This is a genomic window from Bradyrhizobium sp. Kon10, from assembly GCF_055807395.1.
In genome coordinates, this window is record NZ_JBVVOZ010000012.1 from 23,075 (window position 1) to 44,719 (window position 21,645).

26 protein-coding genes are annotated in these 21,645 nt (G+C 64.1%); 16 read left to right on the forward strand and 10 right to left on the reverse strand.

What is annotated here, in order from left to right; translation table 11 throughout:
* Nucleotides 1–40 precede the first annotated feature (40 nt).
* The 9 genes from flgB (at nucleotide 41) to AC0L2O_RS18150 (ending at nucleotide 8,514) form a co-directional block, all read left to right on the forward strand.
* On the forward strand, nucleotides 41–445 hold the full coding sequence (gene flgB / locus AC0L2O_RS18110) for a flagellar basal body rod protein FlgB (RefSeq protein ID WP_409188079.1): 405 nt from the start codon (nucleotides 41–43) through the stop codon (nucleotides 443–445).
* Between the two features lie 18 nt (nucleotides 446–463).
* The gene (flgC, locus tag AC0L2O_RS18115; protein ID WP_473370656.1) at nucleotides 464–889 is read left to right on the forward strand and encodes a flagellar basal body rod protein FlgC; all 426 of its coding nucleotides are present in this window, start codon (nucleotides 464–466) and stop codon (nucleotides 887–889) included.
* A 17-nt stretch (nucleotides 890–906) separates the two neighbouring features.
* Nucleotides 907–1,215 (forward strand): flagellar hook-basal body complex protein FliE, encoded by a 309-nt coding sequence (gene fliE / locus AC0L2O_RS18120; RefSeq protein WP_473370657.1) that lies wholly within the window; start codon nucleotides 907–909, stop codon nucleotides 1,213–1,215.
* Nucleotides 1,216–1,354: 139 nt separating this feature from the next.
* Nucleotides 1,355–1,618 (forward strand): flagellar biosynthesis protein FliQ, encoded by a 264-nt coding sequence (gene fliQ / locus AC0L2O_RS18125; RefSeq protein WP_409188081.1) that lies wholly within the window; start codon nucleotides 1,355–1,357, stop codon nucleotides 1,616–1,618.
* Nucleotides 1,619–1,635: 17 nt separating this feature from the next.
* Nucleotides 1,636–2,406 (forward strand): flagellar biosynthetic protein FliR, encoded by a 771-nt coding sequence (gene fliR, locus AC0L2O_RS18130; protein ID WP_473370658.1) that lies wholly within the window; start codon nucleotides 1,636–1,638, stop codon nucleotides 2,404–2,406.
* A gap of 10 nt (nucleotides 2,407–2,416) precedes the next feature.
* Nucleotides 2,417–3,496 (forward strand): flagellar biosynthesis protein FlhB, encoded by a 1,080-nt coding sequence (flhB, locus tag AC0L2O_RS18135; RefSeq protein ID WP_473370659.1) that lies wholly within the window; start codon nucleotides 2,417–2,419, stop codon nucleotides 3,494–3,496.
* Nucleotides 3,497–3,649: 153 nt separating this feature from the next.
* Entirely contained in the window at nucleotides 3,650–6,223 is a 2,574-nt protein-coding gene (gene cckA, locus AC0L2O_RS18140) for a cell cycle histidine kinase CckA (protein ID WP_369722680.1), read from the forward strand.
* 355 nt (nucleotides 6,224–6,578) lie between these two features.
* Nucleotides 6,579–7,571, forward strand: coding sequence for a Tim44 domain-containing protein (locus AC0L2O_RS18145; RefSeq protein ID WP_473370660.1), 993 nt, complete (start codon nucleotides 6,579–6,581; stop codon nucleotides 7,569–7,571).
* Nucleotides 7,572–7,806: 235 nt separating this feature from the next.
* Nucleotides 7,807–8,514, forward strand: a complete 708-nt coding sequence (locus tag AC0L2O_RS18150) for a glutathione S-transferase (protein ID WP_473370661.1) — start codon at nucleotides 7,807–7,809, stop codon at nucleotides 8,512–8,514.
* Nucleotides 8,515–8,627: 113 nt separating this feature from the next.
* Here the strand turns inward: AC0L2O_RS18150 and AC0L2O_RS18155 are convergent, their stop codons facing one another.
* Both AC0L2O_RS18155 and AC0L2O_RS18160 read right to left on the reverse strand, forming a co-directional pair.
* The gene (locus tag AC0L2O_RS18155) at nucleotides 8,628–8,801 is read right to left on the reverse strand and encodes a hypothetical protein (protein WP_369722683.1); all 174 of its coding nucleotides are present in this window, start codon (nucleotides 8,799–8,801) and stop codon (nucleotides 8,628–8,630) included.
* Nucleotides 8,802–9,092: 291 nt separating this feature from the next.
* The gene (locus AC0L2O_RS18160) at nucleotides 9,093–9,572 is read right to left on the reverse strand and encodes a hypothetical protein (RefSeq protein ID WP_409188087.1); all 480 of its coding nucleotides are present in this window, start codon (nucleotides 9,570–9,572) and stop codon (nucleotides 9,093–9,095) included.
* Between the two features lie 245 nt (nucleotides 9,573–9,817).
* On the opposite strand from AC0L2O_RS18160, the gene AC0L2O_RS18165 reads away from it, so the two are divergent.
* Nucleotides 9,818–11,473 (forward strand): fumarate hydratase, encoded by a 1,656-nt coding sequence (locus AC0L2O_RS18165; RefSeq protein WP_473370662.1) that lies wholly within the window; start codon nucleotides 9,818–9,820, stop codon nucleotides 11,471–11,473.
* Between the two features lie 169 nt (nucleotides 11,474–11,642).
* On the opposite strand, the gene AC0L2O_RS18170 is transcribed toward AC0L2O_RS18165, so the two are convergent.
* The 5 genes from AC0L2O_RS18170 to AC0L2O_RS18190 all read right to left on the reverse strand — a co-directional run bounded on the left by AC0L2O_RS18170 (nucleotide 11,643) and on the right by AC0L2O_RS18190 (nucleotide 15,223).
* A complete protein-coding gene (locus AC0L2O_RS18170) occupies nucleotides 11,643–11,939 on the reverse strand; it encodes a hypothetical protein (RefSeq protein WP_473370663.1) in 297 nt (98 codons plus the stop codon).
* 105 nt (nucleotides 11,940–12,044) lie between these two features.
* Nucleotides 12,045–12,599 carry an inner membrane-spanning protein YciB gene (locus AC0L2O_RS18175; RefSeq protein WP_369722687.1) on the reverse strand — a complete coding sequence of 185 codons (555 nt, stop codon included), beginning with the start codon at nucleotides 12,597–12,599 and terminating at the stop codon, nucleotides 12,045–12,047.
* Nucleotides 12,600–12,612: 13 nt separating this feature from the next.
* Nucleotides 12,613–13,188 (reverse strand): hypothetical protein, encoded by a 576-nt coding sequence (locus tag AC0L2O_RS18180; RefSeq protein ID WP_473370664.1) that lies wholly within the window; start codon nucleotides 13,186–13,188, stop codon nucleotides 12,613–12,615.
* A 76-nt stretch (nucleotides 13,189–13,264) separates the two neighbouring features.
* Nucleotides 13,265–13,747, reverse strand: coding sequence for an MAPEG family protein (locus AC0L2O_RS18185; RefSeq protein ID WP_409188089.1), 483 nt, complete (start codon nucleotides 13,745–13,747; stop codon nucleotides 13,265–13,267).
* A 78-nt stretch (nucleotides 13,748–13,825) separates the two neighbouring features.
* Nucleotides 13,826–15,223 (reverse strand): carotenoid oxygenase family protein, encoded by a 1,398-nt coding sequence (locus AC0L2O_RS18190; RefSeq protein ID WP_473370665.1) that lies wholly within the window; start codon nucleotides 15,221–15,223, stop codon nucleotides 13,826–13,828.
* A 105-nt stretch (nucleotides 15,224–15,328) separates the two neighbouring features.
* Here AC0L2O_RS18190 and AC0L2O_RS18195 point away from each other — a divergent pair, with 105 nt between their 5' ends.
* Both AC0L2O_RS18195 and AC0L2O_RS18200 read left to right on the forward strand, forming a co-directional pair.
* Nucleotides 15,329–16,054: a TetR/AcrR family transcriptional regulator gene (locus tag AC0L2O_RS18195; RefSeq protein WP_369722691.1), complete on the forward strand. Its 726-nt coding sequence runs from the start codon at nucleotides 15,329–15,331 to the stop codon at nucleotides 16,052–16,054.
* Nucleotides 16,055–16,323: 269 nt separating this feature from the next.
* Nucleotides 16,324–16,890 (forward strand): SET domain-containing protein, encoded by a 567-nt coding sequence (locus AC0L2O_RS18200; protein WP_473370666.1) that lies wholly within the window; start codon nucleotides 16,324–16,326, stop codon nucleotides 16,888–16,890.
* A 127-nt stretch (nucleotides 16,891–17,017) separates the two neighbouring features.
* Here AC0L2O_RS18200 and AC0L2O_RS18205 read toward each other — a convergent pair whose 3' ends face one another.
* A complete protein-coding gene (locus AC0L2O_RS18205) occupies nucleotides 17,018–17,416 on the reverse strand; it encodes a hypothetical protein (protein ID WP_369722692.1) in 399 nt (132 codons plus the stop codon).
* Nucleotides 17,409–17,678 carry a hypothetical protein gene (locus AC0L2O_RS18210; protein ID WP_369722693.1) on the reverse strand — a complete coding sequence of 90 codons (270 nt, stop codon included), beginning with the start codon at nucleotides 17,676–17,678 and terminating at the stop codon, nucleotides 17,409–17,411. The genes AC0L2O_RS18205 and AC0L2O_RS18210 overlap by 8 nt, the downstream gene beginning before the upstream one ends.
* A 100-nt stretch (nucleotides 17,679–17,778) precedes the next feature.
* On the opposite strand from AC0L2O_RS18210, the gene AC0L2O_RS18215 reads away from it, so the two are divergent.
* Nucleotides 17,779–18,600 carry a helix-turn-helix domain-containing protein gene (locus AC0L2O_RS18215; protein WP_473370667.1) on the forward strand — a complete coding sequence of 274 codons (822 nt, stop codon included), beginning with the start codon at nucleotides 17,779–17,781 and terminating at the stop codon, nucleotides 18,598–18,600.
* Between the two features lie 83 nt (nucleotides 18,601–18,683).
* Entirely contained in the window at nucleotides 18,684–19,349 is a 666-nt protein-coding gene (locus AC0L2O_RS18220; protein WP_473370763.1) for a DsbA family oxidoreductase, read from the forward strand.
* Here the strand turns inward: AC0L2O_RS18220 and AC0L2O_RS18225 are convergent.
* Entirely contained in the window at nucleotides 19,327–20,526 is a 1,200-nt protein-coding gene (locus AC0L2O_RS18225; RefSeq protein ID WP_473370668.1) for a GNAT family N-acetyltransferase, read from the reverse strand. The two genes, AC0L2O_RS18220 and AC0L2O_RS18225, sit on opposite strands and share 23 nt — an antisense overlap.
* Nucleotides 20,527–20,703: 177 nt before the next feature.
* On the opposite strand from AC0L2O_RS18225, the gene AC0L2O_RS18230 reads away from it, so the two are divergent.
* Both AC0L2O_RS18230 and AC0L2O_RS18235 read left to right on the forward strand, forming a co-directional pair.
* Nucleotides 20,704–21,132: a YeeE/YedE family protein gene (locus AC0L2O_RS18230; RefSeq protein WP_369722695.1), complete on the forward strand. Its 429-nt coding sequence runs from the start codon at nucleotides 20,704–20,706 to the stop codon at nucleotides 21,130–21,132.
* Nucleotides 21,133–21,137: 5 nt separating this feature from the next.
* Nucleotides 21,138–21,605 carry a DUF6691 family protein gene (locus AC0L2O_RS18235; protein WP_473370764.1) on the forward strand — a complete coding sequence of 156 codons (468 nt, stop codon included), beginning with the start codon at nucleotides 21,138–21,140 and terminating at the stop codon, nucleotides 21,603–21,605.
* Nucleotides 21,606–21,645: the final 40 nt, after the last annotated feature.

Below are 21,645 nucleotides of genomic sequence, written 5' to 3' on the forward strand. Positions count from 1 at the left end.
TTCGGACCAGGGGTCCTGCGAGGCGGAAGGAGCCGCAACGATGTCGATCAACGATCTTCCGGTGCTGTCGGCGCTTCGCACCAAGATGCAGTGGCACCAGGAACGCCAGCGCGTCCTGTCCGAGAACGTCTCCAATTCCGACACCCCCAATTTCAGGCCGCGCGAACTGGTCGAACCGAAATTCGACAAGACCGGCGCCGCCGCGGGCTCGATGGGGCCGCTGGCCATGACCGTTACCAGCGCGTCCCACATGACGCCGTCCGGCGCGGCCTCAACCTTCGACCAGAACAAGAATGCGGGCTTCGAGACCCGCCCTGCGGGCAACGCCGTCAATCTCGAAGAAGAGATGATGAAGTCCGCCAGCAATCAGATGGATTATGCCGCGGTGACATCGCTCTATTCGAAGAGTCTGCATCTTCTGAAGACGGCGATCGGCAAGGGCTAGGATTAAAGGAGCCGTATCATGGCCAATGACAGCAGCGACTTTGCCCGTTCCATGGCGATCGCAACCTCCGGGTTGCGGGCGCAGGCTGGGCGCATGCGGGTGATTTCGGAAAACATCGCGAATGCGGATTCGACGTCGCAGTCCGCCGGCGGCGATCCCTACCGGCGCAAGGTGCCGACGTTCTCCTCGGCGCTGGACCGCACGCTCGATGCCCAGGTCGTCACGCTGGGCAGGATCAAGCCCGACCAGTCCAACTTCCGCGTCAAATACGAGCCGAGCAATCCAGCGGCGGATGCCAGCGGCAACGTCAAATATCCGAACGTGAATTCGGTGGTCGAGATGACCGACATGCGCGACGCGCAGCGGTCCTACGAGGCCAACGTCAACATCATCAGTGCGACGCGCCGGATGATCCAGCGCACGCTCGACATCCTCAAATCCTGAACAGGAAACCTTGAGCCATGGCAACACCGACAATCGCCGCCAATGCTTATGCCAGTCTTGCCCGCGTGCTGGAAAGCGGCGGAGCCGGCAAGGGCAGCGAGGCAAGCGGTCAAGCCTTTGCTTCGCTGCTCAAAGACGCCGTCGGCAGCGTCATGGAATCCGGCCGCAAATCGGACGCGCAGACGGTGGCGATGGCCGCCGGCAAGGCCAACGTGATGGACGTGGTGACGGCGGTCGCTGATACCGACGTCGCTGTGTCCACGCTAGTCTCGGTCCGCGACCGCGTGATCGCGGCCTACGAAGACATCATGAAGATGCCGATCTGAGTGTCATTCCGGGGCGCGACGAAGTCGCGGGCCCGGCATCCATGGTGCCACCGACGCTGATGTCGGATGGATTCCGGGTTCTCGCTTCGCGAGCCCCGGAATGACGAAGTAACGAAGTAACCGAGAGCGAGAAATCAACATGACCGGACCTGAAACCCTCGACGTCGCGCGTGATGCGATCTGGACCATCGTGATCGTGTCATCGCCGCTGATGGTGGTGGGGCTCGTGGTCGGCGTGGTGGTGTCGCTGTTCCAGGCGCTGACGCAGATCCAGGAACAGACGCTGATCTACGTGCCGAAGATCTTGGCCATCTTCGCCACGCTGCTGCTGGCGCTGCCCTTCATGGCGGACGCACTCCATTCCCACATGCTGCGGATCTCGTCGCGAATCATCGGCGGCTGAGGCACAATGCGGGCGTCATGCGCATCGACGTCTCGCTGCTGCCGGCGCTCGCCGCAGCCTTCATGCTCGCCTTCGCCCGGGTCGGTGCGATGGTGATGCTGCTGCCGGGGCTCGGCGAGAGCAACATCCCGACGCGTGTCAAGCTGTCGATCGCGCTTCTGCTCACGCTGGTGATCCTGCCGCTGCACCGCAATGCCTACCATGTCGACATGGGCTCGCTCGCGCCGCTTCTGGTACTGATGCTGCATGAGATCGTGATCGGCATCGTGCTGGGTGCGACGGCGCGCGTGACGCTCTCGGCCTTGCAGGTCGCAGGTGCCGTGATCGCGCAGCAGATGGGGCTCGGCTTCGTCACCTCGGTCGATCCGACCCAGGGGCAGCAGGGTGTGCTGGTCGGCAATTTCCTGACCATGCTCGGGGTGACGCTGCTGTTTGCCACCGACAGCCATCATCTGGTGATCGCGGCGCTGAACGACAGCTACGCGATCTTCGCACCGGGCGAGACCGTGTCGAGCGGCGACGTTGCTTCGCTCGCCACAAGAGCGTTCTCCGCAGCGTTCCTGCTCGGCCTGCAGCTCTCCGGGCCGTTCCTGGTGTTCGGCCTCGTGTTCAATATCGGACTCGGCGTGCTGGCCCGGCTGATGCCGCAGATGCAGGTCTATTTCGTCGGCGTGCCGCTGTCGATCTTCGTGGGCTTCCTGGTGCTCGCCATGGTGCTCACAGCGATGATGGGCACTTACCTCGATTACTTCATCGGTGTCATGCACCAGATGATGCCGCTCAAGTAAGGAGTGATCGATGGCGGATGACAACGATCCAGAGAGTCAAACAGAAGACCCGACGCAAAAACGTCTTGAAGAGGCGCTCGAGCGTGGCGACGTCGCCAAAAGCCAGGAGATCAACACCTGGTTCATGATCGCGGGCGGCACGCTCGTGGTTTCGACCTTCTCGGGCTCGGTCGGCAGCGGGCTGGTGACGCCGATGCGCAACCTGCTCGCCAATTCCTGGATGATCAAGACCGACCCCGGGAACCTGCTCGTGCTGGTGCAGCAGATCGAAGGCGCGGTGCTGGCGGCCGTCGGCATTCCCCTGCTGATGCTGGTGCTGGCGGCCATCGCCGGCAATATGCTCCAGCACCGGCTGGTATGGTCGGCCGAATCGCTCAAGCCCAAATTCAGCAAGCTCTCGCCCGCCGCCGGCTTCAAGCGCATCTTCGGCAAGCAGGCCGCCGCGAACTTCCTCAAGGGGATTGGCAAGCTGATCGCGGTTGGCGTCGTCATGAGCACGATCCTGTGGCCGGAGCGGCACCGCATGGAGGCGATGGTCAAGCTCGATCCGTCCGCCATGCTGGGCGCTACCACGGGCATGACCATCCACCTGCTCGGCGCGGTGGTCGCGGCGCTCGCGATCGTCGCCATTGCCGACTATTTCTTCCAGTACCGGAGCTGGTTCCAGCGGCAGAAAATGTCGCTCCAGGAGATCAAGGACGAGTTCAAGCAGTCCGAAGGCGATCCGCACATCAAGGGCAAGATCAGGCAATTGCGGCAGCAGCGCTCCAAGAAGCGCATGATGGCAGCGGTTCCAAAAGCCTCGGTGATCATCACCAACCCGACCCACTATTCGGTGGCGCTGTCCTATGAACGCGGCATGTCGGCGCCGATCTGCGTTGCCAAGGGCGTCGACAATATCGCCTTCAAGATCAGGGAGGTCGCGCGCGAGCACGACATTCCGATCGTCGAGAACGTTCCGCTGGCTCGTGCGCTCTACGCCACCGTCGAAATCGACCAGGAAATCCCGATGGAGCACTACCACGCAGTCGCCGAAGTCATCGGTTACGTCATGCGGATGAAGCGCGGATTTAGTGCCGCACGGCAATAACCCCCCGAAAAGTACCGGAAATGGCCGTAAACTGGGAATCAGCGTACCTTTCCCCTATGGCGCCCTTGCGCCTGCGGGTCCGATTCAGGCAGGGAGGACCCCACGTGCCCCGAAGCGCGTTGATTCTCTGCCGACAGGCTGCACCAGCGTGAAATGACTGCCGAGACCGACCACGACCTGTCCCGCGAGCCCGTTGCGGCGCATGAGCCGTCGCCGCGCTCGGGCAGCATTGCGCTGGTGCTGCTGGTCGCCACCGGCCTGGTCGCGGTCGCCATCGGGCTGATGACGCTCGGGCGCGCGCAGGCGCAGCCCTATATTCTCGGCATCCTCGCCGTGCTGGCGATGATCGGCCTGTTCAACCTGTTCGCCTTCGCCGCCGGCATCATTCGCTTTGTCGACCGCAATCTCGACGATCCCGTGATGGGGCGCATCGCCGATCACGCCTTCGACGGCCTCGCGGTTACCGATCCGCGCGGCCATGTGGTCTATTCCAATGCGGCCTATCTGACCCTGACCGGCGCCTCCGGTCCGCAGGACGTGCGGCCGGTCGAGCGCGTCTTCATCGGCAATCCCGATGTCTCCGAAGCGGTGTTCCGCCTGCTCAAGGCGGCACGGGAAGGCAAGCGGCAGCAGGAAGAGGTGCGGATCTCCGGCCACGACGGCAGCCAGGGCCGCTGGCTGCGGATGCGCGTGCGGCCGCTCGGCACCGGCAAGCGCGAAGCCAAATACGCGGTGTGGTCGATCGCCGACATCACCCGCGACCGCGAACGCCAGGAGGACGTGTTCCAGGAGCTCCAGCACGCGATCGAATATCTCGACCACGCGCCTTGTGGGTTCTTCTCGGTCAATCCCGCCGGCGAGCTCGCCTATGTCAACGCCACGCTGGCGAACTGGCTCGACTACGACCTCGCCGAGATTGGTTCCGGCGGCCTCAAGCTCGCCGACATCGTCTCCGGCGACGGTGCCTCGCTGCTCAGCTCGATCGTGGCGGTGCCTGGCGAGGTCAAGACGGAAATCTTCGACATCGACCTGCGCATGCGCACCGGCAAGACCATGCCGGTGCGGCTCTATCACAAGCTCGCTTTCGGCGCCGACGGCGCGCCGGGGCCGTCGCGCACGCTGGTCATCAGCCGTGCCCGCGACGAACGCAGCGATCCGGACCGCGCCGCCGAAGTGCGCTTCATGCGCTTCTTCGATCATACCCCGATGGCGATTGCCACCGTCGACCGCGCCGGCAACGTCGTGCGCGCCAATGCCCGCTACGCCAAGCTCGGTCAAGCCCTCGGCCTTGACAGCGCCAGCAAGTCGATCTTTCGCGCGGTCAATTCGCGCGACCGGCACCTGCTGATCGCGGCCATCAACCAGGCTGCCGAAAACCAGGCCGACATCGCACCGGTCGAGGTGGCGCTGGAAGGCACCAAGGAGCGCTGGGGACAGTTCTTCGTGACGCCGGTCGACGGCGGCGAAAACGATGCGGAAGCTGCGATCGTCCACATGCTCGAGACCACCGAGCGGCGTGCGCTGGAGAACCAGATCAACCAGTCGCAAAAGATGGAGACGGTCGGCCAGCTCGCCGGCGGGATCGCGCACGATTTCAACAATGTGCTGTCCGCCATCATGATGGCCAATGACTTCCTGCTGAACGCGCACAAGCCGACCGATCCGTCGTTCCAGGACATCATGCAGATCAAGCAGAACGCGACGCGCGCCGCGACCCTGGTGCGGCAGCTGCTCGCGTTCTCGCGGCGACAGACGCTGCGGCCGCAGGTGCTCGATCTCGGCGACGCGCTGTCCGATCTCACCATGCTGCTGCGCCGGCTGATCGGCGAGAAGGTCAAGCTCGACCTGATCCACGGCCGCGATCTCTGGCCGGTGAAGGTCGACGTCTCCCAGTTCGAGCAGGTGATCGTCAATCTCGCGGTCAACGCGCGCGACGCGATGCCGGACGGCGGCAAGCTGATCATCCGCACCGCCAATGTCGGCAGCGCGGACGCGGGCAAGCTCGCCTACAAGGGCATGCCGGCGGCGGACTATGTGCGGATCGAGGTCGCCGATACCGGCACCGGTATCCCTGCCGACATCCGCGACAAGATCTTTGAGCCGTTCTTCTCGACCAAGGAAGTCGGCAAGGGCACCGGGCTTGGGCTTTCGACCGTCTACGGCATCGTCAAGCAGACCGGCGGCTTCATCTATGTCGACTCCCAGCCGGGGCAGGGCACCTCGTTCCATATCTTCCTGCCGCGCCATCATGCCGAGCCGGACCTCCAGCTCGAGCCGCCTGCGGCGGTGACCGTTGGCGCCGCGAAGGAAGCTGCATCTGCAGCGGAAGCCAAGCCGCGCACCGATCTCACCGGACAGGGCACCATCCTCCTGGTTGAGGACGAAGAGGGCCTGCGCGCGCTGAACGCGCGTGGCCTGCGCTCGCGCGGCTACACCGTGGTCGAGGCCGAGAACGGCGTCGAGGCCATGGAGGTTTTGGCCGAGCAGAGCGGCGGGATCGACCTCGTCGTCTCCGATGTCGTCATGCCCGAGATGGACGGCCCGAGCTTGCTCAAGGCGATGCGCGAGAAGAATCCCGACATCAAGTTCATCTTCGTCTCCGGCTACGCCGAAGACGCCTTCGAGAAGAGCCTGCCCGAGGGCCAGCAGTTCGACTTCCTGCCAAAACCGTTTACGCTCAGCCAGCTCGTGGCGGCGGTGAAGGAGACGATGGCGAAGCAGGGGTGAGTTGGCGCTAAACGAGGGACGCGCAACAATCTCCGCCGTCGTCCTGGCGAAAGCCAGGACCCATACCGTGTGATCTATCGAGTGGGCACGCTGCCAGTCCCGAATGCCCAATCGTCGCCAAAATTTCTTCCTGGGGTAATGGGTCCTGGCGTGCGCCAGGACGACCCTAGGGAGGGAGCGGAATTCCGGTCGTAAACCCGCCGGTAACCTGCAACCACGGTTCCGCCGTGCATTGCCGCCAAACCCCCGCCGAATAACGATTTTTACCGCCTGCCCGCGACTGAGCGCCGCAGCCACGGGTTCCGAAAGCGGCTTCACTTTTTGCGAAGTCTACCCATCTTAGGCGCACGTCCCCATGCCGGGGATTTGGGAAACGCACATGAATTTCTCGCAATGGTCCCGCACTCTCGTGAAGACGATTGCCGTCGCGTTGGCGCTAGCGTTGCCGACCGCGCTGGCGATCTCGTCCGCTGACGCTCGCGTCGGTGGCGGCTTCTCGTCCGGTTCGCGCGGTTCGCGGACCTTCTCGGCCCCGCCGTCGACCACGACCGCGCCGGGCTCCACCTCGCAATTCAATCGCACCTTCACCCAGCCGGGCGCTGGCATGAATTCGGCTGCCTCGGCTCCTGCGCGTGGCGGCCTGTTCGGTCGTGGCGGCGGGTTCCTGGGCGGTCTCGCGGCCGGCTTCCTCGGCGCAGGTCTTCTCGGCATGCTGTTCGGTGGCGGCCTGTTCGGTGGCCTCGGCGGCCTGTCGTCGATCCTGGGCCTTATCATCCAGATCGTGCTCGTCGTGTTCGTGGTGCGGTTGGCAATGTCCTGGTGGCAGCGCCGCAACGCGCCGCAGGCGGCCTACGCCGGTGCTGATTCCGGCGGTGGTCCGGGAGCGCAGACGAGCTACCGCAGCGGGCTTGGCGGCGGCTTCGGCTTCGGCGCCAACAATGCGCCGCTCGAAATCCGCCCCGACGACTACGAGGCGTTCGAGCGCCTGCTCGGCGATATCCAGACCGCTTGGTCCAACGAGGACGTTGCAAAACTGCACACCCTCGCGACGCCGGAAATGGTCTCGTATTTCGAGAAGGATCTGGCAGAGAACCGCGCGCGCAACGTCGTCAACAAGACGTCCAACGTCAAGCTGTTGCAGGGTGACCTGGCGGAGGCCTGGCGCGAGGGAGACACCGAATACGCGACGGTGGCGATGCGCTTCGCGCTCACCGACAAGACGGTCGACCGCGGCACCGGCGCCATCGTCGCCGGCGGCGAGCAGCCGGGCGAGGTCACCGAAGTCTGGACGTTTGCCCGTCGCCCGGGCAGCGCCTGGGAATTGTCGGCGATCCAGCAGACCAACTGATCGCTGGCGACAGCAGAATCCAAGGCGTCGTGCTCCGGCACGGCGCCTTTCGTCGTTTGCGGACGCGTGGTTGCGAGCGCAGCGAGGCAATCCAGAGTCTTTCGGCGGTGGGATTCTGGATTGCTTCGGTTGCGCTCGCAATGACGTGTGGTGACAGCGTTCCGACTCGCCGTAAGGGAACTTGCGGCGACGTGCTAGGCTTATCCTGAGGCACTCTCCCTTGGGGATTCCCGTGATGAAATACGAGCTCTATTACTGGCCCGAGATCCAGGGCCGCGGCGAATATGTGCGGCTGGCGCTGGAGGAGGCAGGTGCGGCCTATGTCGATGTCGCGCGCGGTCCGCGCGGCACGGCTGCGATGATGAAGATGATGGATTCGCACAAGGGCACGCCACCGTTTGCGCCGCCATTCCTCAAGGCCGGCAAGCTCGTCATCGGCCAGACCGCCAACGTCCTGCTCTATCTCGGCGCGCGCCATGGGCTTGCGCCCACGACGGAAGCTGGACGACTCTGGGTGCACCAGCTCCAGCTCACGATCACGGACTTCGTGGTCGAGATCCACGATACCCATCATCCGCTCGGACCTTCGCTCTATTACGAAGACCAGCGGCCATCGGCGAAGAGGCGTGCGGCCGATTTCTGGAGCGCGCGCGTGCCGAAATATCTCGGCTATTTCGAAGAGCTTCTCGACGAGAATGGCGGCAACTACCTCACCGGCCGCAGGCTGAGCTATGTCGATCTCTCCCTGTTCCAGGTCGTCGACGGCCTGCGCTACGCCTTTCCGAAACACATGAACGCGTTCGAGGGCGAAATCCCCGGTCTCGTCCGCCTGCACGACCGCGTCGCGGCGCGGCCGAACATCAAGGCCTATCTCGAAAGCGAGCGCCGCATTCCCTACAACGAGCAGGGCATCTTCCGCCGCTATCGCGAGCTCGATAATTAGCCGGTCCGGACCGAGGCTGGCGGCGGATTGCCCGCGCTGTCGGGCAAAGTTGTGAGCGGACACGCGAAAGGCCCGATCAACCGGATCGGGCGATCCACCGTCGGCGAACCCGATCAGGCGAGCTGATCGATCCGCGTGCCCTGGCCCGGCGGCAGCGGCGCGGGCGGCGTCGGCTGATAGGTCGGGTCGTTGTCCTTGGCCTTGACCTGCTCGTCCTGCTGCTTGGTCGTGTCATAGCTCGGGACTACGATCGTCACAGGGGGCGGCGCAACGCTTGAAACGCTCATCCACAAATCCTCACAGATTGAACAATTGACCCTGCCCTGCGAGCGACGAAGCTTCCGTCAAGCCAATCGTTAAAATGCGAGGGATCCGTGCGTGGTGAGGCGCTGTTCTCGCGCCTCTATTGGCGATGTCCGCGAGACGATGGACCTCCCCTCGTCATTGCGAGCGCAGCGAAGCAATCCAGTATCCCTCCGCAGAGATAGTCTGGATTGCTTCGCTGCACTCGCAATGACGGAGTGTGTGGTCAGCGACGTCGCGATATGCGCGTGCCGCTTCCGCGGCGAGAGCGCAGCCTACTCGTCCTTCGGCCGCGTGATCGCGATCGATGCCTCGGTCTTGGTGCGCGTGCATTCCATGTTGAGGCGCTTGTAGCGCATCGAGACCTTGTCGCCGCGCAGCAGGCCCATGCGCTTCAGGCAGCGCGTCGCGCCGGTCGTGGCATCGTCCTTTGGCAGGGTGAAGGTGATGGCTGCGGCGGAGGCGACAAGATCAAAAAACTTCGGGGTCGGCTTGCGGTCGCCCTTGGCATAGAGCTCGTTGGAATAGTTTTGTCCCTGGGCGCGGCAGCCGAGCGAAAGCTCCTTCGCGGCCGGGTGGGTGAGATAGATGATGTTGGCGGCCTTGAAGTTGACCTTCAGCCCATCGATGCCGCCCGCCAGCTGCTTGGCGATGTCGTCGCACTGGTCCGCGCGCGCAGGCGCGGCCAGGGTGACAAGGCCGGTGATTGCGGCGGCGACAAGCATCGCGCCGCGGACGTCCAATTTGAAAGTCATGGTGAGAAGCCCCTTGGGACGCGCATTCAAGCGTCGGCGAGCGCGAAGCGCAAGGGGTGCAACCGAGCTGTACAAACCGGGATCATGACCCCGCCGTCAGCCCAGGCGATCGGAAGAATCAACGCCGTGGCGCCGAATCGGGATGCCCCGATCGCACCGGAGCGGCTTCCCTTTACGACAAAAACGCTTAGAACGCTTCCATGCCAGGGGCCCGCGCGAGGGCTCCAAAACCCGAGATATCCTCCATGAACGCTCCCACCGCTTTTCCCGATCCGTCAAAGTCCGTTCCGCCGTACAAGCACACCCCGCTGTTCCCGCTGGGCAAGGACGAGACGCCCTACAAGAAGATCACGGCGGAGGGCGTCCGGGTCGAGAAGGTTTTGGGGAAGGACATGCTGGTGGTGTCGCGCGAAGCGCTGCGGGCGCTGTCGGAAGCGGCTTTCGGCGACATCAACCACTATCTGCGGCCGGGCCATCTGAAGCAACTCCGCGCGATCCTGGAGGACGGCGAGGCCAGCCCCAACGACAAGTTCGTCGCCTTGGACTTTTTGAAGAACGCCAATATCGCGGCTGGCGGTGTGCTGCCGATGTGCCAGGATACCGGCACGGCGATCATCATGGGCAAGAAGGGCTGCAACGTCATCACCGACGGTGACGACGAGGCGGCGCTGTCGGAAGGTGCGCGCGATGCTTACCTGCGCCGTAATCTGCGCTACTCGCAGGTCGCGCCGCTGTCGATGTATGAGGAGAAGAACACCGCCAACAACATGCCGGCGCAGTGCGAGATCTATGCCGAAGGTGATGACGCCTACAAGTTCATGTTCATGGCCAAGGGCGGTGGCTCCGCTAACAAGAGCTTTCTGTTTCAGGCAACGCCCTCGGTGCTGACGAAGGACCGGCTACTCGCCTTCCTCAAAGAAAAGATACTCACTCTGGGCACCGCAGCATGCCCGCCTTATCACCTCGCTATCGTGATCGGCGGCACCTCGGCCGAACTCTGCATGAAGACGGTGAAGCTCGCCTCGGCGCGCTATCTCGATGCGCTGCCGACCCACGGCTCGCCGGACGGAAACGCCTTCCGCGACGTCGAGATGGAGCAGGAAATCCACAAGATGACGCAGTCGCTCGGCGTTGGCGCGCAGTTCGGCGGAAAATATTTCTGCCACGACGTGCGCGTGATCCGCATGCCGCGCCATGGCGCCTCGCTGCCGATCGGGTTGGGGGTGTCCTGCTCGGCTGATCGCCAGGTGCTCGGCAAGATCACGAAGGACGGCGTCTATATCGAGGAGCTCGAGCACAATCCGGCGCAGTATCTGCCGCAGGTCGAGGAGTCACTCGGCGGCGAGGTCGTCAAGATCGACCTCAACCAGCCGATGAAGGACATCCTGGCGACGTTCTCGAAATATCCGACCAAGACCCGTGTCTCGATGACCGGCACCATGATCGTCGCGCGCGATTCCGCGCACGCCAAGCTGCGCGAGCGGCTGGAGAAGGGCGAACCGCTGCCGGATTATTTCAAGAACCATCCGGTCTATTACGCCGGCCCGGCCAAGACGCCCGAGGGCTATGCCTCCGGCGCGTTCGGCCCGACCACGGCGGGCCGCATGGATTCCTTTGTCGACCAGTTCCAGGCCGCAGGCGGCTCGATGGTGATGGTTGCCAAGGGCAACCGCGCGCCAGCCGTGCGCGAGGCTTGCAAGAAGTACGGCGGCTTCTATCTCGGCTCGATCGGGGGCGCGGCGGCAAACCTTGCCGAACACTGCATCAAGAAGGTCGAAGTGCTCGAATATCCCGAGCTCGGCATGGAAGCGATCTGGCGGATCGAAGTCGTCGACTTCCCCGCCTTCATCATCATCGACGACAAGGGCAACGACTTCTTCAAGGAGTTGAATCTGGGCTGAGGAGGCGTGCTCGCTTCGGAGCAGAGGCTGACGTCTTTACGCTCCGTCATTGCGAGCGAAGCGAAGCAATCCATCTTTCTTTGCACGAAGAAGAGTCTGGATTGCTTCGTCGCAACAGCTCCTCGCAAAGACGCGTGGAGGCTCCGGCGTGTTCGTCGGTAGAGCCGAATTAAGCCTTCGTCCCCGTAAACGGAAAACTGCCCATCGGGCCGATGCCCATCTCGCCGCTCATGCTGTCGCCGGAGACCTTTCCGATGAACTCGAGCGTCAACGGCATCGGATTGGTGATGGAAACTTTCCAGTTGACGGCGTCGCCGCTGATGGTGCCGTCGAAGATCTCGGTGGTTTGGCCTTCCGCGCCCTGGGTGCCCGTCAGCGTTCCGCCGGAGCTCAGCAGGGTCAGCGTCGCCTGGCGCTCGCCCATCGGCGTCGTCATGGTCAGATTCCAGTTGCCGTCTACGGCCATTCCCGTCTCCCGAACGATCCCGGCGGGCCGCGACGATCCGCAGCCAGTCCTGGACCGAGCGTATAGCGCAACTGCTGGCGGCTGACCAATGTCGCGTGGACGCCATCAGGCGCGGGCGGCAGCCCGCCGGCGGCTGGTGACGATGAGCCGGAACACAACATACTGCACGGCGAAGGCCAGGATCTTGGCGCCGCCGGCGACCACCGAGATGTAGAACGCCCACAGCTTCAGATCGCCGGTGGATGCGACCGCGATCGTCCCGGCGCCGATCACGAACATCAGCGCCGCCCAAGCATAGCCGGCGCCAATCACATATTCCGGCACGGTCTCCGCGACCATCGGCGGCATGTAGCGCAACATCCAGCCGCGTTTGAGCATGATAACTCCAATCGCGAAATGTGCGATCGAGGGCTTCGCCAGCATGAAGCGGGGATCATTCGTCAGCAGCGTTATCGTGCCCAGCACGACCACGAGCGCCAGGCTCGCATAGGTCATGTAGCTGAGCTGCCGCCCCCTGACGCGGGCATAGATCACCTGCGCGATCGCACCGGCAATCGCCACCGACGTCGCCAGGATGACGTTGTCGGTGATGAGATAGATCGCTAAAAAGATGATGGCCGAAAGGAAGTCGGAGGCGAGGCGAGCGAATACGTCCTTCATCGTCGATCCTGTCTTACGGGGTGTTCGGCAGTACGGCGGCCGGCGCACCGTACTTGATCTGGCGATATTCGGGATACCATTTTGTGAAGTAGATCGCGCTGTTGCGGGCGGCGAAGGCGACCGCAAGGCCCGACCAGACCGGCAGGCCCGGGAAGTAGAGCAGCACGATGTTGGCCGCCATCATCAACAAGGCGGCCGCGGTCCATGCGGCGGTGATCATGTAGTTGGCGGTGAGAAAGCCCGGCATTGCCGCGGTCTCGGCGGGAACAGACTCGATCGCATATTGCAGCGTGAAGGGACGACGAACCAGGATCGAGCCGAGCGAGATCACGAAGATACCGATATCGACCGACAGCTTGACGCCGAGCGTGCCGAGCTTCGGATCGAACAGCGCGAGCGTGAGGCCGATTGCTGCGAACAGGACCGCCGAGCCCGCAGCGAGGGTCTTCACCGAGCGACCGCGCGCAACGTCGATCGCGATCGTGGCAAGGCAGAGCGCGGACGCCGCAAACACGCTGACCGTGGCCGACGTCACCAGCATCAGCAAGGTGTAGACGCCATAGGGGGCAAGGATCAGGAAAATCGTCATGGGCCGCCTCGGTCGAGCCAATCTTTACGATGTCAAGATTGATAGTTCGGCACCGGCGCCGGGTCAAGCAAAATCTTTACAGTGTCAAAATTACGTGAATGACTCGTAAAAACTCAATCGTCGCAATGGCTTGATCGGAGAGCTCATCGGCGACTGCGATCCAGTTCAGCCGCGACAGGATGGTCAGCGCGCTGGCGATCAAGAGGCCGATGCTCAGCGCGATGCCGCCGCCGCGGCAGATCAGAAACCGGAGCGAGCCCGGCGTTGCGTACATGCCGAGCGGATGCAGCAGCCGCGACAGCAGAAGCAGGCCCATCAGCATGTGAATGCGCAAAGCTGATGCGCCGGACATTTCGAGTAGCGCCACCATCAGCGCGATAATGGGAACATATTCCATGAAGTTGCCATGGGCGCGGATTGCGCTGCGCAGGTCGCCATTGCCGCCGTCGTCGAACGCGGTTTTGCTGTTCCGTCGCAGTCGGACGACTTGCAGCGCAAGCGCGGCGTAGATCAGCGCGAGGATCGCGAGATAGTTCGCCGTGATGGCGGGGACGTGCATGCGAGGCGTCCTCTATCCGTCACTCCGGGGCGCGCATCATAGCTCACGCTTCGCGCGCCCCGGAACGACCAGGGGGAGCTACTGCGCCCGCACCCAATTGCCGTGAAAGCCGTCCGGCACGCGATGGCCGAGCTGCACCAGTGCGACCGGGCCGGCCTCGATGTCGGTGGCGGTGAACACGGCGAGGTCGCTGCGGTTTTCGTCCGCGCGCCAGACCACCGCGAGCAGCCAGCCGTCGCCTTCCGCCGCGTCTTTCGACCGCTCGACGAACACCGGCTCGGAAATGGTGTCGCCGGGCGGCAGCAGATAAAGGCCGAGCCGTTTGCCATTGCCGTCGACATGGGCGATGCCGGACAGCGCGCCGATTACCGGCAGTTTTGGATTGGAGCAGGCGTACCAGCCGTGCCGGCTCTTCAACCCCGCACGGCGATCGTCGACACGCGGGAATTCGCCGGTGAGATCATCCAGATAAGCCTGCTGGAAGCGGTCGGTATTCCCGGCAAGATCGAAAGTCCAGCGGCAATGGCGCGCAAAGGATTTTTTGGAATCGGTCGGCCGCCCGTCTGCACGCGGAAACAGCGGTGCCTCCTCGAACTGCATGACGTCGGCGACAATGCGGTTGCCGTCCTCCCATGCATTCATGACGTGAAGGACGTAGCAGGTCTCGGCGCGGAACCAGACGATGTCCTTGCTCGATCCCTTGCGCTTCATCACGCCGACATAGGCGCCCTTGTCCGGCTCCCAGGCATAGGGCGGCCGTCCGCTGGTCGCGCGCTCCATGCTGCCGGTGAGGGGCAGGACCGGAAACAGCACGTGGTTCTCCGTGACGATGAAGTCGTGCACCATGCTGGCATAGGGCGTCTCGAAGCGCTCGAAGCGCGTCACGTTGCCGGACGCATCGATTGATCCGTAGGAGAGGGCGGGCGTCAGCGGCCCCGCGGCATTGTAGCCGAAGAACACCAGCTCGCCGGTGGTCGGATCGATCTTCGGGTGCGCGGTGAAGGCGCCGGCGAGGCGGCCCTGATAATTGTGATAGCCGCGCGTCGCCAGCGTGCCCGGCTCGATCTCGGTCGGCAGATGTGCCTCTTCGAGCGCGAGCAGCTTGCCGGCATGGAAGATGATGTTGGTGTTGGCGGCGCCGCCGTCGGTCAGGTTTGCCGGCGCATCCGGCAGCTTGCGGCCGAAGCCTGCGAACAGCGCGCGGCCCGCGTCATGCTCGGCCAGCCATTTCGGCGTGCGGACCCAGCGATTGCGGTAGCTGGCGCGGCCGTTCTCGAGGTGAAAAGCATGAAGCATGCCGTCGCCGACAAACCAGTGCGCGCCGGGGGAGTCGAACTGCGGGTTGGGACCGTTGCGATACAGCGTGCCGTTCAGCTCGCGTGGCAATTCGCCGATAACCTTGAGGACGGGCGCGTCGGCCTCGAATGGAATCGGCCCGCGGTTGCTGCGGTGTTCGGCGATAGCATCCTGCTGCACGGCGTATCTCCCTTATCTTTACATCGTAAAGATTGGATAGTGACGTTTGCAGTGTTCGTCAAGCGAAATCTTTACACTGTCAATATTGCGTCATATAGCTTGCCCATGGCCAAGACCGACACCAAGACCCACACCAAGAGCGAAACTGCGCGCAGCCGGCGTGCCCCCAGAGGAACATCGTCGGCGTCGCGCCCGGCGAGCGCGAAAGGCGACACGCCCTATCACCACGGAGCGCTGCGCGAGGCGCTGCTGCAGGCGGCCGAACGGGTTCTGGAGCGCGACGGGCTCGCAGGCCTGACGCTGCGCGCGGTGGCGCGCGAGGCGGGGGTGTCGCATGCCGCGCCCACCCATCATTTCGGCGACCTCACCGGGCTCGTCAGCGAGCTCGCGGCGATCGGCTTCCGCCAGTTCAACGCGGCAATGGCGTCAGCCTGCGACGCCGCCACCTCGCCGCTGGAGCGGGCGTTGGCGCGGCCGAAGGCCTATGTCGCCTACGCCCAGGCCCATCCCGGCATGTACGGGCTGATGTTCCGCACCGAACGCCTCGACTATTCCAGACCCTCGCTGCACGAGGCGGCGGAATCCTCCTTCGCCGGCCTAGCCAATGCCATCGGCGCGATGCGGCATGAGCCGATCAGCGGCGACGCGCTGACCATCGAGCAGGGCGCCGCGATCGCGCGGGCCTGGTCAATGGTACATGGCTTCACCATGCTGCTGCTCGACGGGCGGCTCCAGGACATCCTGGAGCGGCTGCCGCCGGGCACCACGGCCGAGCAGCTGCTGGAAGCAATTCTGAAGTCCACGGTAGCGGGGAAGCTGCCCGCATCCTGATCGAACGGAAAGGACGATAACTTCTGCCATGCGTTGAGTGTTCGATGGTAGTTGGCGCGCCCAACGATTGGGCATCGGCGGAAGATCAAGACCAGGGGTGCGCGCGATGATGCGGAACCCGCAGCCTCAAGCATCCTCCAAGCATATCTTCACTGTGGGCAAGGCTCAAACGTACCCCGGACAGACCTGACAGCGACGCGGAATCGTTCTAGAAGAGTGGCTTCGCTTGGGCTTATCCAGCCTGGTTCGCGGCCTCGTTTCTCTTGATCATGCCAGCCATATCGTCGAACAAACCCTATCGCGTCGGCCGCTCCAAGACCGGGCTTGGCCTCTTCGCCACCAAACCGATCAAGAAGGGAACCCGGATCATCCGTTATTTCGGACCGATCCTGGATTCGCGCATTCCCGCGCACGACGATATCGAGAACAAATATCTGTTCGAGCTCAACGGACGCTGGACCATCGACGGCTCGGTACGCAAGAACCTTGCCCGTTACATCAACCATTCCTGCCGGCCCAATGCCGAATCCGATGTCCGCCCGCGCGAGCGCAAGGTGTTCATCCGGGCCATCAGGAACATCGAGCCGGGCGATGAAATCAACTACGACTACGGCACCGATTATTTCAAAGCCTATTTGAAGCCGATCGGCTGCAAGTGCGAATCTTGCGAGAAGAAGCGCAAGAAGCTGCGCGCCGAGGCGCGGGTCGAGCGCGCCAAGGTGAAGGCGCGCGCGGAGCGCAGGGCCGAGAAGGCCAGTGCGAAAAGCACCTCGGCGACAAAGAAGAAGCTGAACGGCAAGCACTTCGCCGGCAAGGTCGGACGCGCCAAGGCGTAGCCTCGACCTCGCTGTCATGCCCCGCGCGGACGGGGCATGCAGTACACTGCGGCTTTCGCATATGACGACCGTCTTTGAAGTGCTCGGTCGCCCGCTCGACCGGGCGACCACTGCATTTGTAACGGTGTCAGGCCGCTACGGCGTCGCCACTCCTCCGCAAGCCCAGATATTGCAGCTCCGCAAACACGCCGGTCGCGATCGCCTGGGCCACCACCATGATCTCGCCAAGCAAGTTCGGCGATACCGCGCCGGAGAACAGCAGTGCAACACTGCCGACCGTCCAGGCCGCGTTGCCGATCACGACCAGCAGCACGAGCGGCTTCGGCACAGAGCCGCGCGAGGCGAGCCAGCCGACCAGTGCGGTGTAGGCGATCAGAAACACGCCGGTCTCGCGCAGCAGCGCCTCAGGCAGGTTGAACAGCGTTGCGAACGCGCCCGCACCAAGAGTGAAGCCTAGCGCGGCGACGCCGCTGAAGATTGCGTCGGCGAGCAGCGCGCGGCGCAGGAAGGTGGATGCGTCAATCATCGTCGGTCTCCATGGTTGGCTTGGGGTGAACTCGGCCCGGTCCACGCCACCAGGCGCGGAGCAGGCGGACGGGGCGGAACGGAGAGAGGCTCTTGCCGACGCTGTGCTCGAACGCGGTGACCTGCGCGACGACATAGGCGCCGGTCGAATGCAGCAGCGGCTCCGGCATGTTGAGGCTGCGGGCGAGCATCCGGGTTGCCAAATTCATGGCCCAGGGTGCGACGTGGTCGGCGAGGATCCGGTAGAGCAGCAGCGCGATCATGGTCATCTCCTGTCGCACCAAGAATGCGTCGCGGCAGGACGTAATTCGATTACCTCGGGGGTAATGGAAGGGCTCAAATCCGCATGCTAGGTTTTCGATCATGAACGCACATGCATCCACGGCACGCGCCGAAAGCAGCCAGCCGATCCATATCGGCGACCATTTGCGCGAGTGGCGGCAGCGCCGCCGCATGAGTCAGCTCGACCTTGCGAGCGAGGCCGAAATCTCCGCACGCCATTTGAGCTTCGTCGAGACGGGCCGCGCCGCGCCATCGCGCGACATGGTGCTGCGGCTCGCCGAGCGTCTCGAGGTGCCCTTGCGCGAACGCAACGTGCTGCTGGTCTCAGCCGGCTATGCGCCAGCCTTTCCGCAGCGTCCGCTGGAGGATCCCGCCTTGAAATCCGCTCGCCAGGCGATCGACCTTGTCCTCAAGGCGCACGAGCCCAATCCGGCGCTGGCCTATGACCGGCACTGGAATCTGGTGTCCGCCAACCGCATGGTGGCGCCGCTGCTCGAGGGCATTCCGCAACGGCTGCTCGAGCAGCCCTTGAACGTGCTGCGGCTTGCGTTTCACCCCGAAGCGCTGGCGCCGCGCACGGTCAATGTCGCGGAATGGTGCGGGCACCTGCTTGAGCGATTGCACCGGCAATGCGAGGCGACCGCCGATCCGGAGCTGATCAAGCTTTACAACGACCTGAAGAGCTACCCGATCCCGGCACGATCGGCGCCGTTGTCGAGCGACAATGTCGCGATCCCCTTCAAGCTGCGCCACGACGGGAGGATACTGAGTTTCTTCTCCACCACCATGGTGTTCGGCACGCCGCTCGACATCACCCTGTCGGAGCTGGCGCTGGAGACGTTCTTTCCGGCCGACGAGCGCACAGCCGATTGGCTGAAGCACACGGCCTCGAATATGGCCTAGCGCTCTTGCCCCAGGCGGCGTTCGGCTTATCTTCGGGCCAAACCGCAAGTGCCCGAAAGGAGGCGCCCATGAGTTCGTCTGGCTTGAGCCCACTGAAACCGCTCCAGATCGATGTCGTCTCCGACGTGGTGTGCCCCTGGTGCTATATCGGCAAGCATCGGATCGAGAGCGCGCTTGCGCTCGTGCCAGACGTACCCGTCAAGCTGCAATTCCGCCCCTTCTTCCTCAATCCCTGGGTGCCGCGCGAGGGCATCAGCCGCGAGGCATATCTCACCCAGAAGTTCGGCTCGGTCGAGGCCTATAAGGGCATCGCGGGGCGCGTCGTCGCAGCCGCAAGCGAGGAGGGCCTCACCTACCGGCCGGATCTGGTGCAGCGTCAGCCCAACACGATCGACTGCCACCGCTTGATCCTCTGGGCCGAGGCGGCCGGTAAGGCGCCCGAGATGAAGCAGCGCTTGATGGAGCTCTATTTCCGCGACGGCGGCGATCTGACCGATCTGAGCGTGCTGGTGCAGGCTGCCGCCGATGTCGGCCTCGACGCCGACCACGTGCGCCGGCGCCTCGCCAGCGATGAGGACGTCGCGCGCGTCTCGGCCGATGCGCAGGAGGCCGCCGAAAAGGGCATCTCCGGCGTGCCGACCTACGTGTTTGCGCAGAAATACGCCGTCTCCGGCGCGCAGGCCCCAAACATGCTGGCACGGGCCATCCGCGAGGTCTCGGCGGAAATCAACGCGCAGGCGGCGGAGTAATCTTCTCTGATTTGCGCAGCAGGTGAATCGCGCGCCGCGCCGCCGCGCGTGCGGTCTCTCGCGCAGCGAGAGCTCCGCGGATCAGCGCCATAACGGGGTCTTTGCGCCGCAGCGGAATCAGCACGTCGCCGACCGCGAAACGGGCGCGCCAGATCGGGTTGATCATCGGGTGGTCGGCGCTCGCGGTGGAATCTGCGCTGGTGATCGAGGGGTCAGCGCAGAGGTGCCGCGTCAGTTCGAGCGTGAGCTGCACGCCCGGCGAATATTTTGCGAAGCGCTCGTCGATGCCGAGCTTGAAGAAGAAGGCGCGATCCTGGTGCCGCAACACGATGCCGGCGGCGATCGGCAACGTGCCGGCGCGGAGCGTGATGATCTCGCATTGCGCGGTCTCTGCGAGCGTCGGCACGGCGCGGCGGATGAAGGTCGCATCGCCTGCGTCCTGGACCAGCGCGGTACCACGTATCCCCTTCCAGCCGCTGGCCTCGAGCTGCAGAAATGTTTCGAGCGCTGGCCTGACCTCATCCGGCCTGCGCGCGACCTCGAACAGGACAGGGCCGTGCTCTTCGAGACGACGGCGCTGCCGGCGCAGCTCCTTGAGCTTTTTCGCGCCGAGCGCCTCCTGCAACCGCTTCTCGCCATCCTGCGTCGCGTCCAGGCTGGCGCGGAAGTAGGAGCCGAGCACGCGCGGCTTCAGGCCGGTGCGGCCGAGGACATCTTTGAGCGATGCCATCGCAGCGCCATCGAGCGCAATGTCGCGCAGGATCAGCGCATGCGCGCCGGCCTCGCGCGCCTGCTGCAGCAGACGGGTCGCGGACTCGATCGCGGCGTCGCGATCGATCAAGGGGCTGCACAATGTGCCATAGGGATGTGCGCTCACCAGCGCGGGTAGGGGGATGTTGCAGGCGCGCCACAGCGAGATCACCGGCATCAGTCCGATCAGCCGGCTCGAAGATCCCTGGAACGCGCGCAGCGCCTGCGCATCCGTGCGGCCGTGTGCGGTCGCACTGACCGCAAGCTCCCAGCCGGGCAGGTAATATCCGTTCGGCTCGACGGCCCGCTGCGCCAGCGCGCGCCATTGGCCGGCGTCGATCGCAGTGAGCGGGACGAGCGCGCGCGAGGTCGCGGCATCCTCTGCCGATGCCGGATCGTTCGCAACCTGGTGCGCGATGTCGTCCACGTCCCGTCGTCCCCGCTACGCGGCCGAAGCCGGCGTTACGCGGTCATGCATAGCGCAAAGTTTGGAAAATCCCGTTGGGACGCCGCTTCAATTCGGGTGATATTGTTAACGCCTCATTGAGCATTCCGGACGCTGGGCCGGATGCTTTGATGCAAGCTCTCGATCCGGAGGATCACAATGATCGCCACGCCTTTCACACCGATTGCCTCGCTCCTGGGAGGGGCGCTGATCGGGCTTTCAGCTGTGCTCCTGATGTGGGTGACGGGACGGATCGCCGGCATCAGCGGCATCGCGGCACGACTGTTTCCACCCTACGAGGATCACGAATTTTTAGGCCGGCTCGCCTTTGTCATGGGCCTCATTGGTGCGCCCGTGCTGGTGCGGCTCGCCACCGGCAGTCTGCCCGCGCAGACGATTGCGGCGGGAACGCCAGTGCTCATCATCGCCGGATTGCTCACCGGCTTCGGCACCGTATGGGGGAGCGGCTGCACATCCGGCCACGGCGTTTGCGGGCTGGCGCGGTTTTCGGTGCGCTCGCTGGTTGCGACCATCACCTTCATGGCGGCGGCCGTCGCCACCGTCTTTGTAATGCGGCACTGGAGCTGACGGCGATGAGCATCCTCGTTCAATTCGTGATCGGCCTGATCTTCGGCCTCGGCCTCATCGCCTCCGGCATGTCGAATCCAGCAAAGGTACTGAATTTTTTGGACGTCGGCGGCATACGCGCAGGAACGTGGGATGCGAGCCTCGCTTTCGTGATGGCGGGCGCAATAGCCGTGACCTTCATCGGCTTCAACCGCGTCCTGAAACTCACGCGCCCGGTTTTCGCAGAAAGCTTCTACGTGCCAAGGCGCAATGACATCGATGCAAGAATTGTCGTCGGTTCCGCCATCTTCGGCATCGGCTGGGGGTTGGCGGGCTTCTGTCCCGGGCCGGCGCTGACTGCGCTCGGATTTGGCTCTGCTTCGGCATTCATCTTTGTCGCCGCCATGTGCGCCGGCATGGTGCTCGCCCGCTTCATCGCTCAATTGCCGTTGTCGACGCCCATCGTCACGCCGGCCGATGCGCTCGAAACATGACGCGGACAAGACCGGACGAATTGTCTCGGCCGGTCCCGCC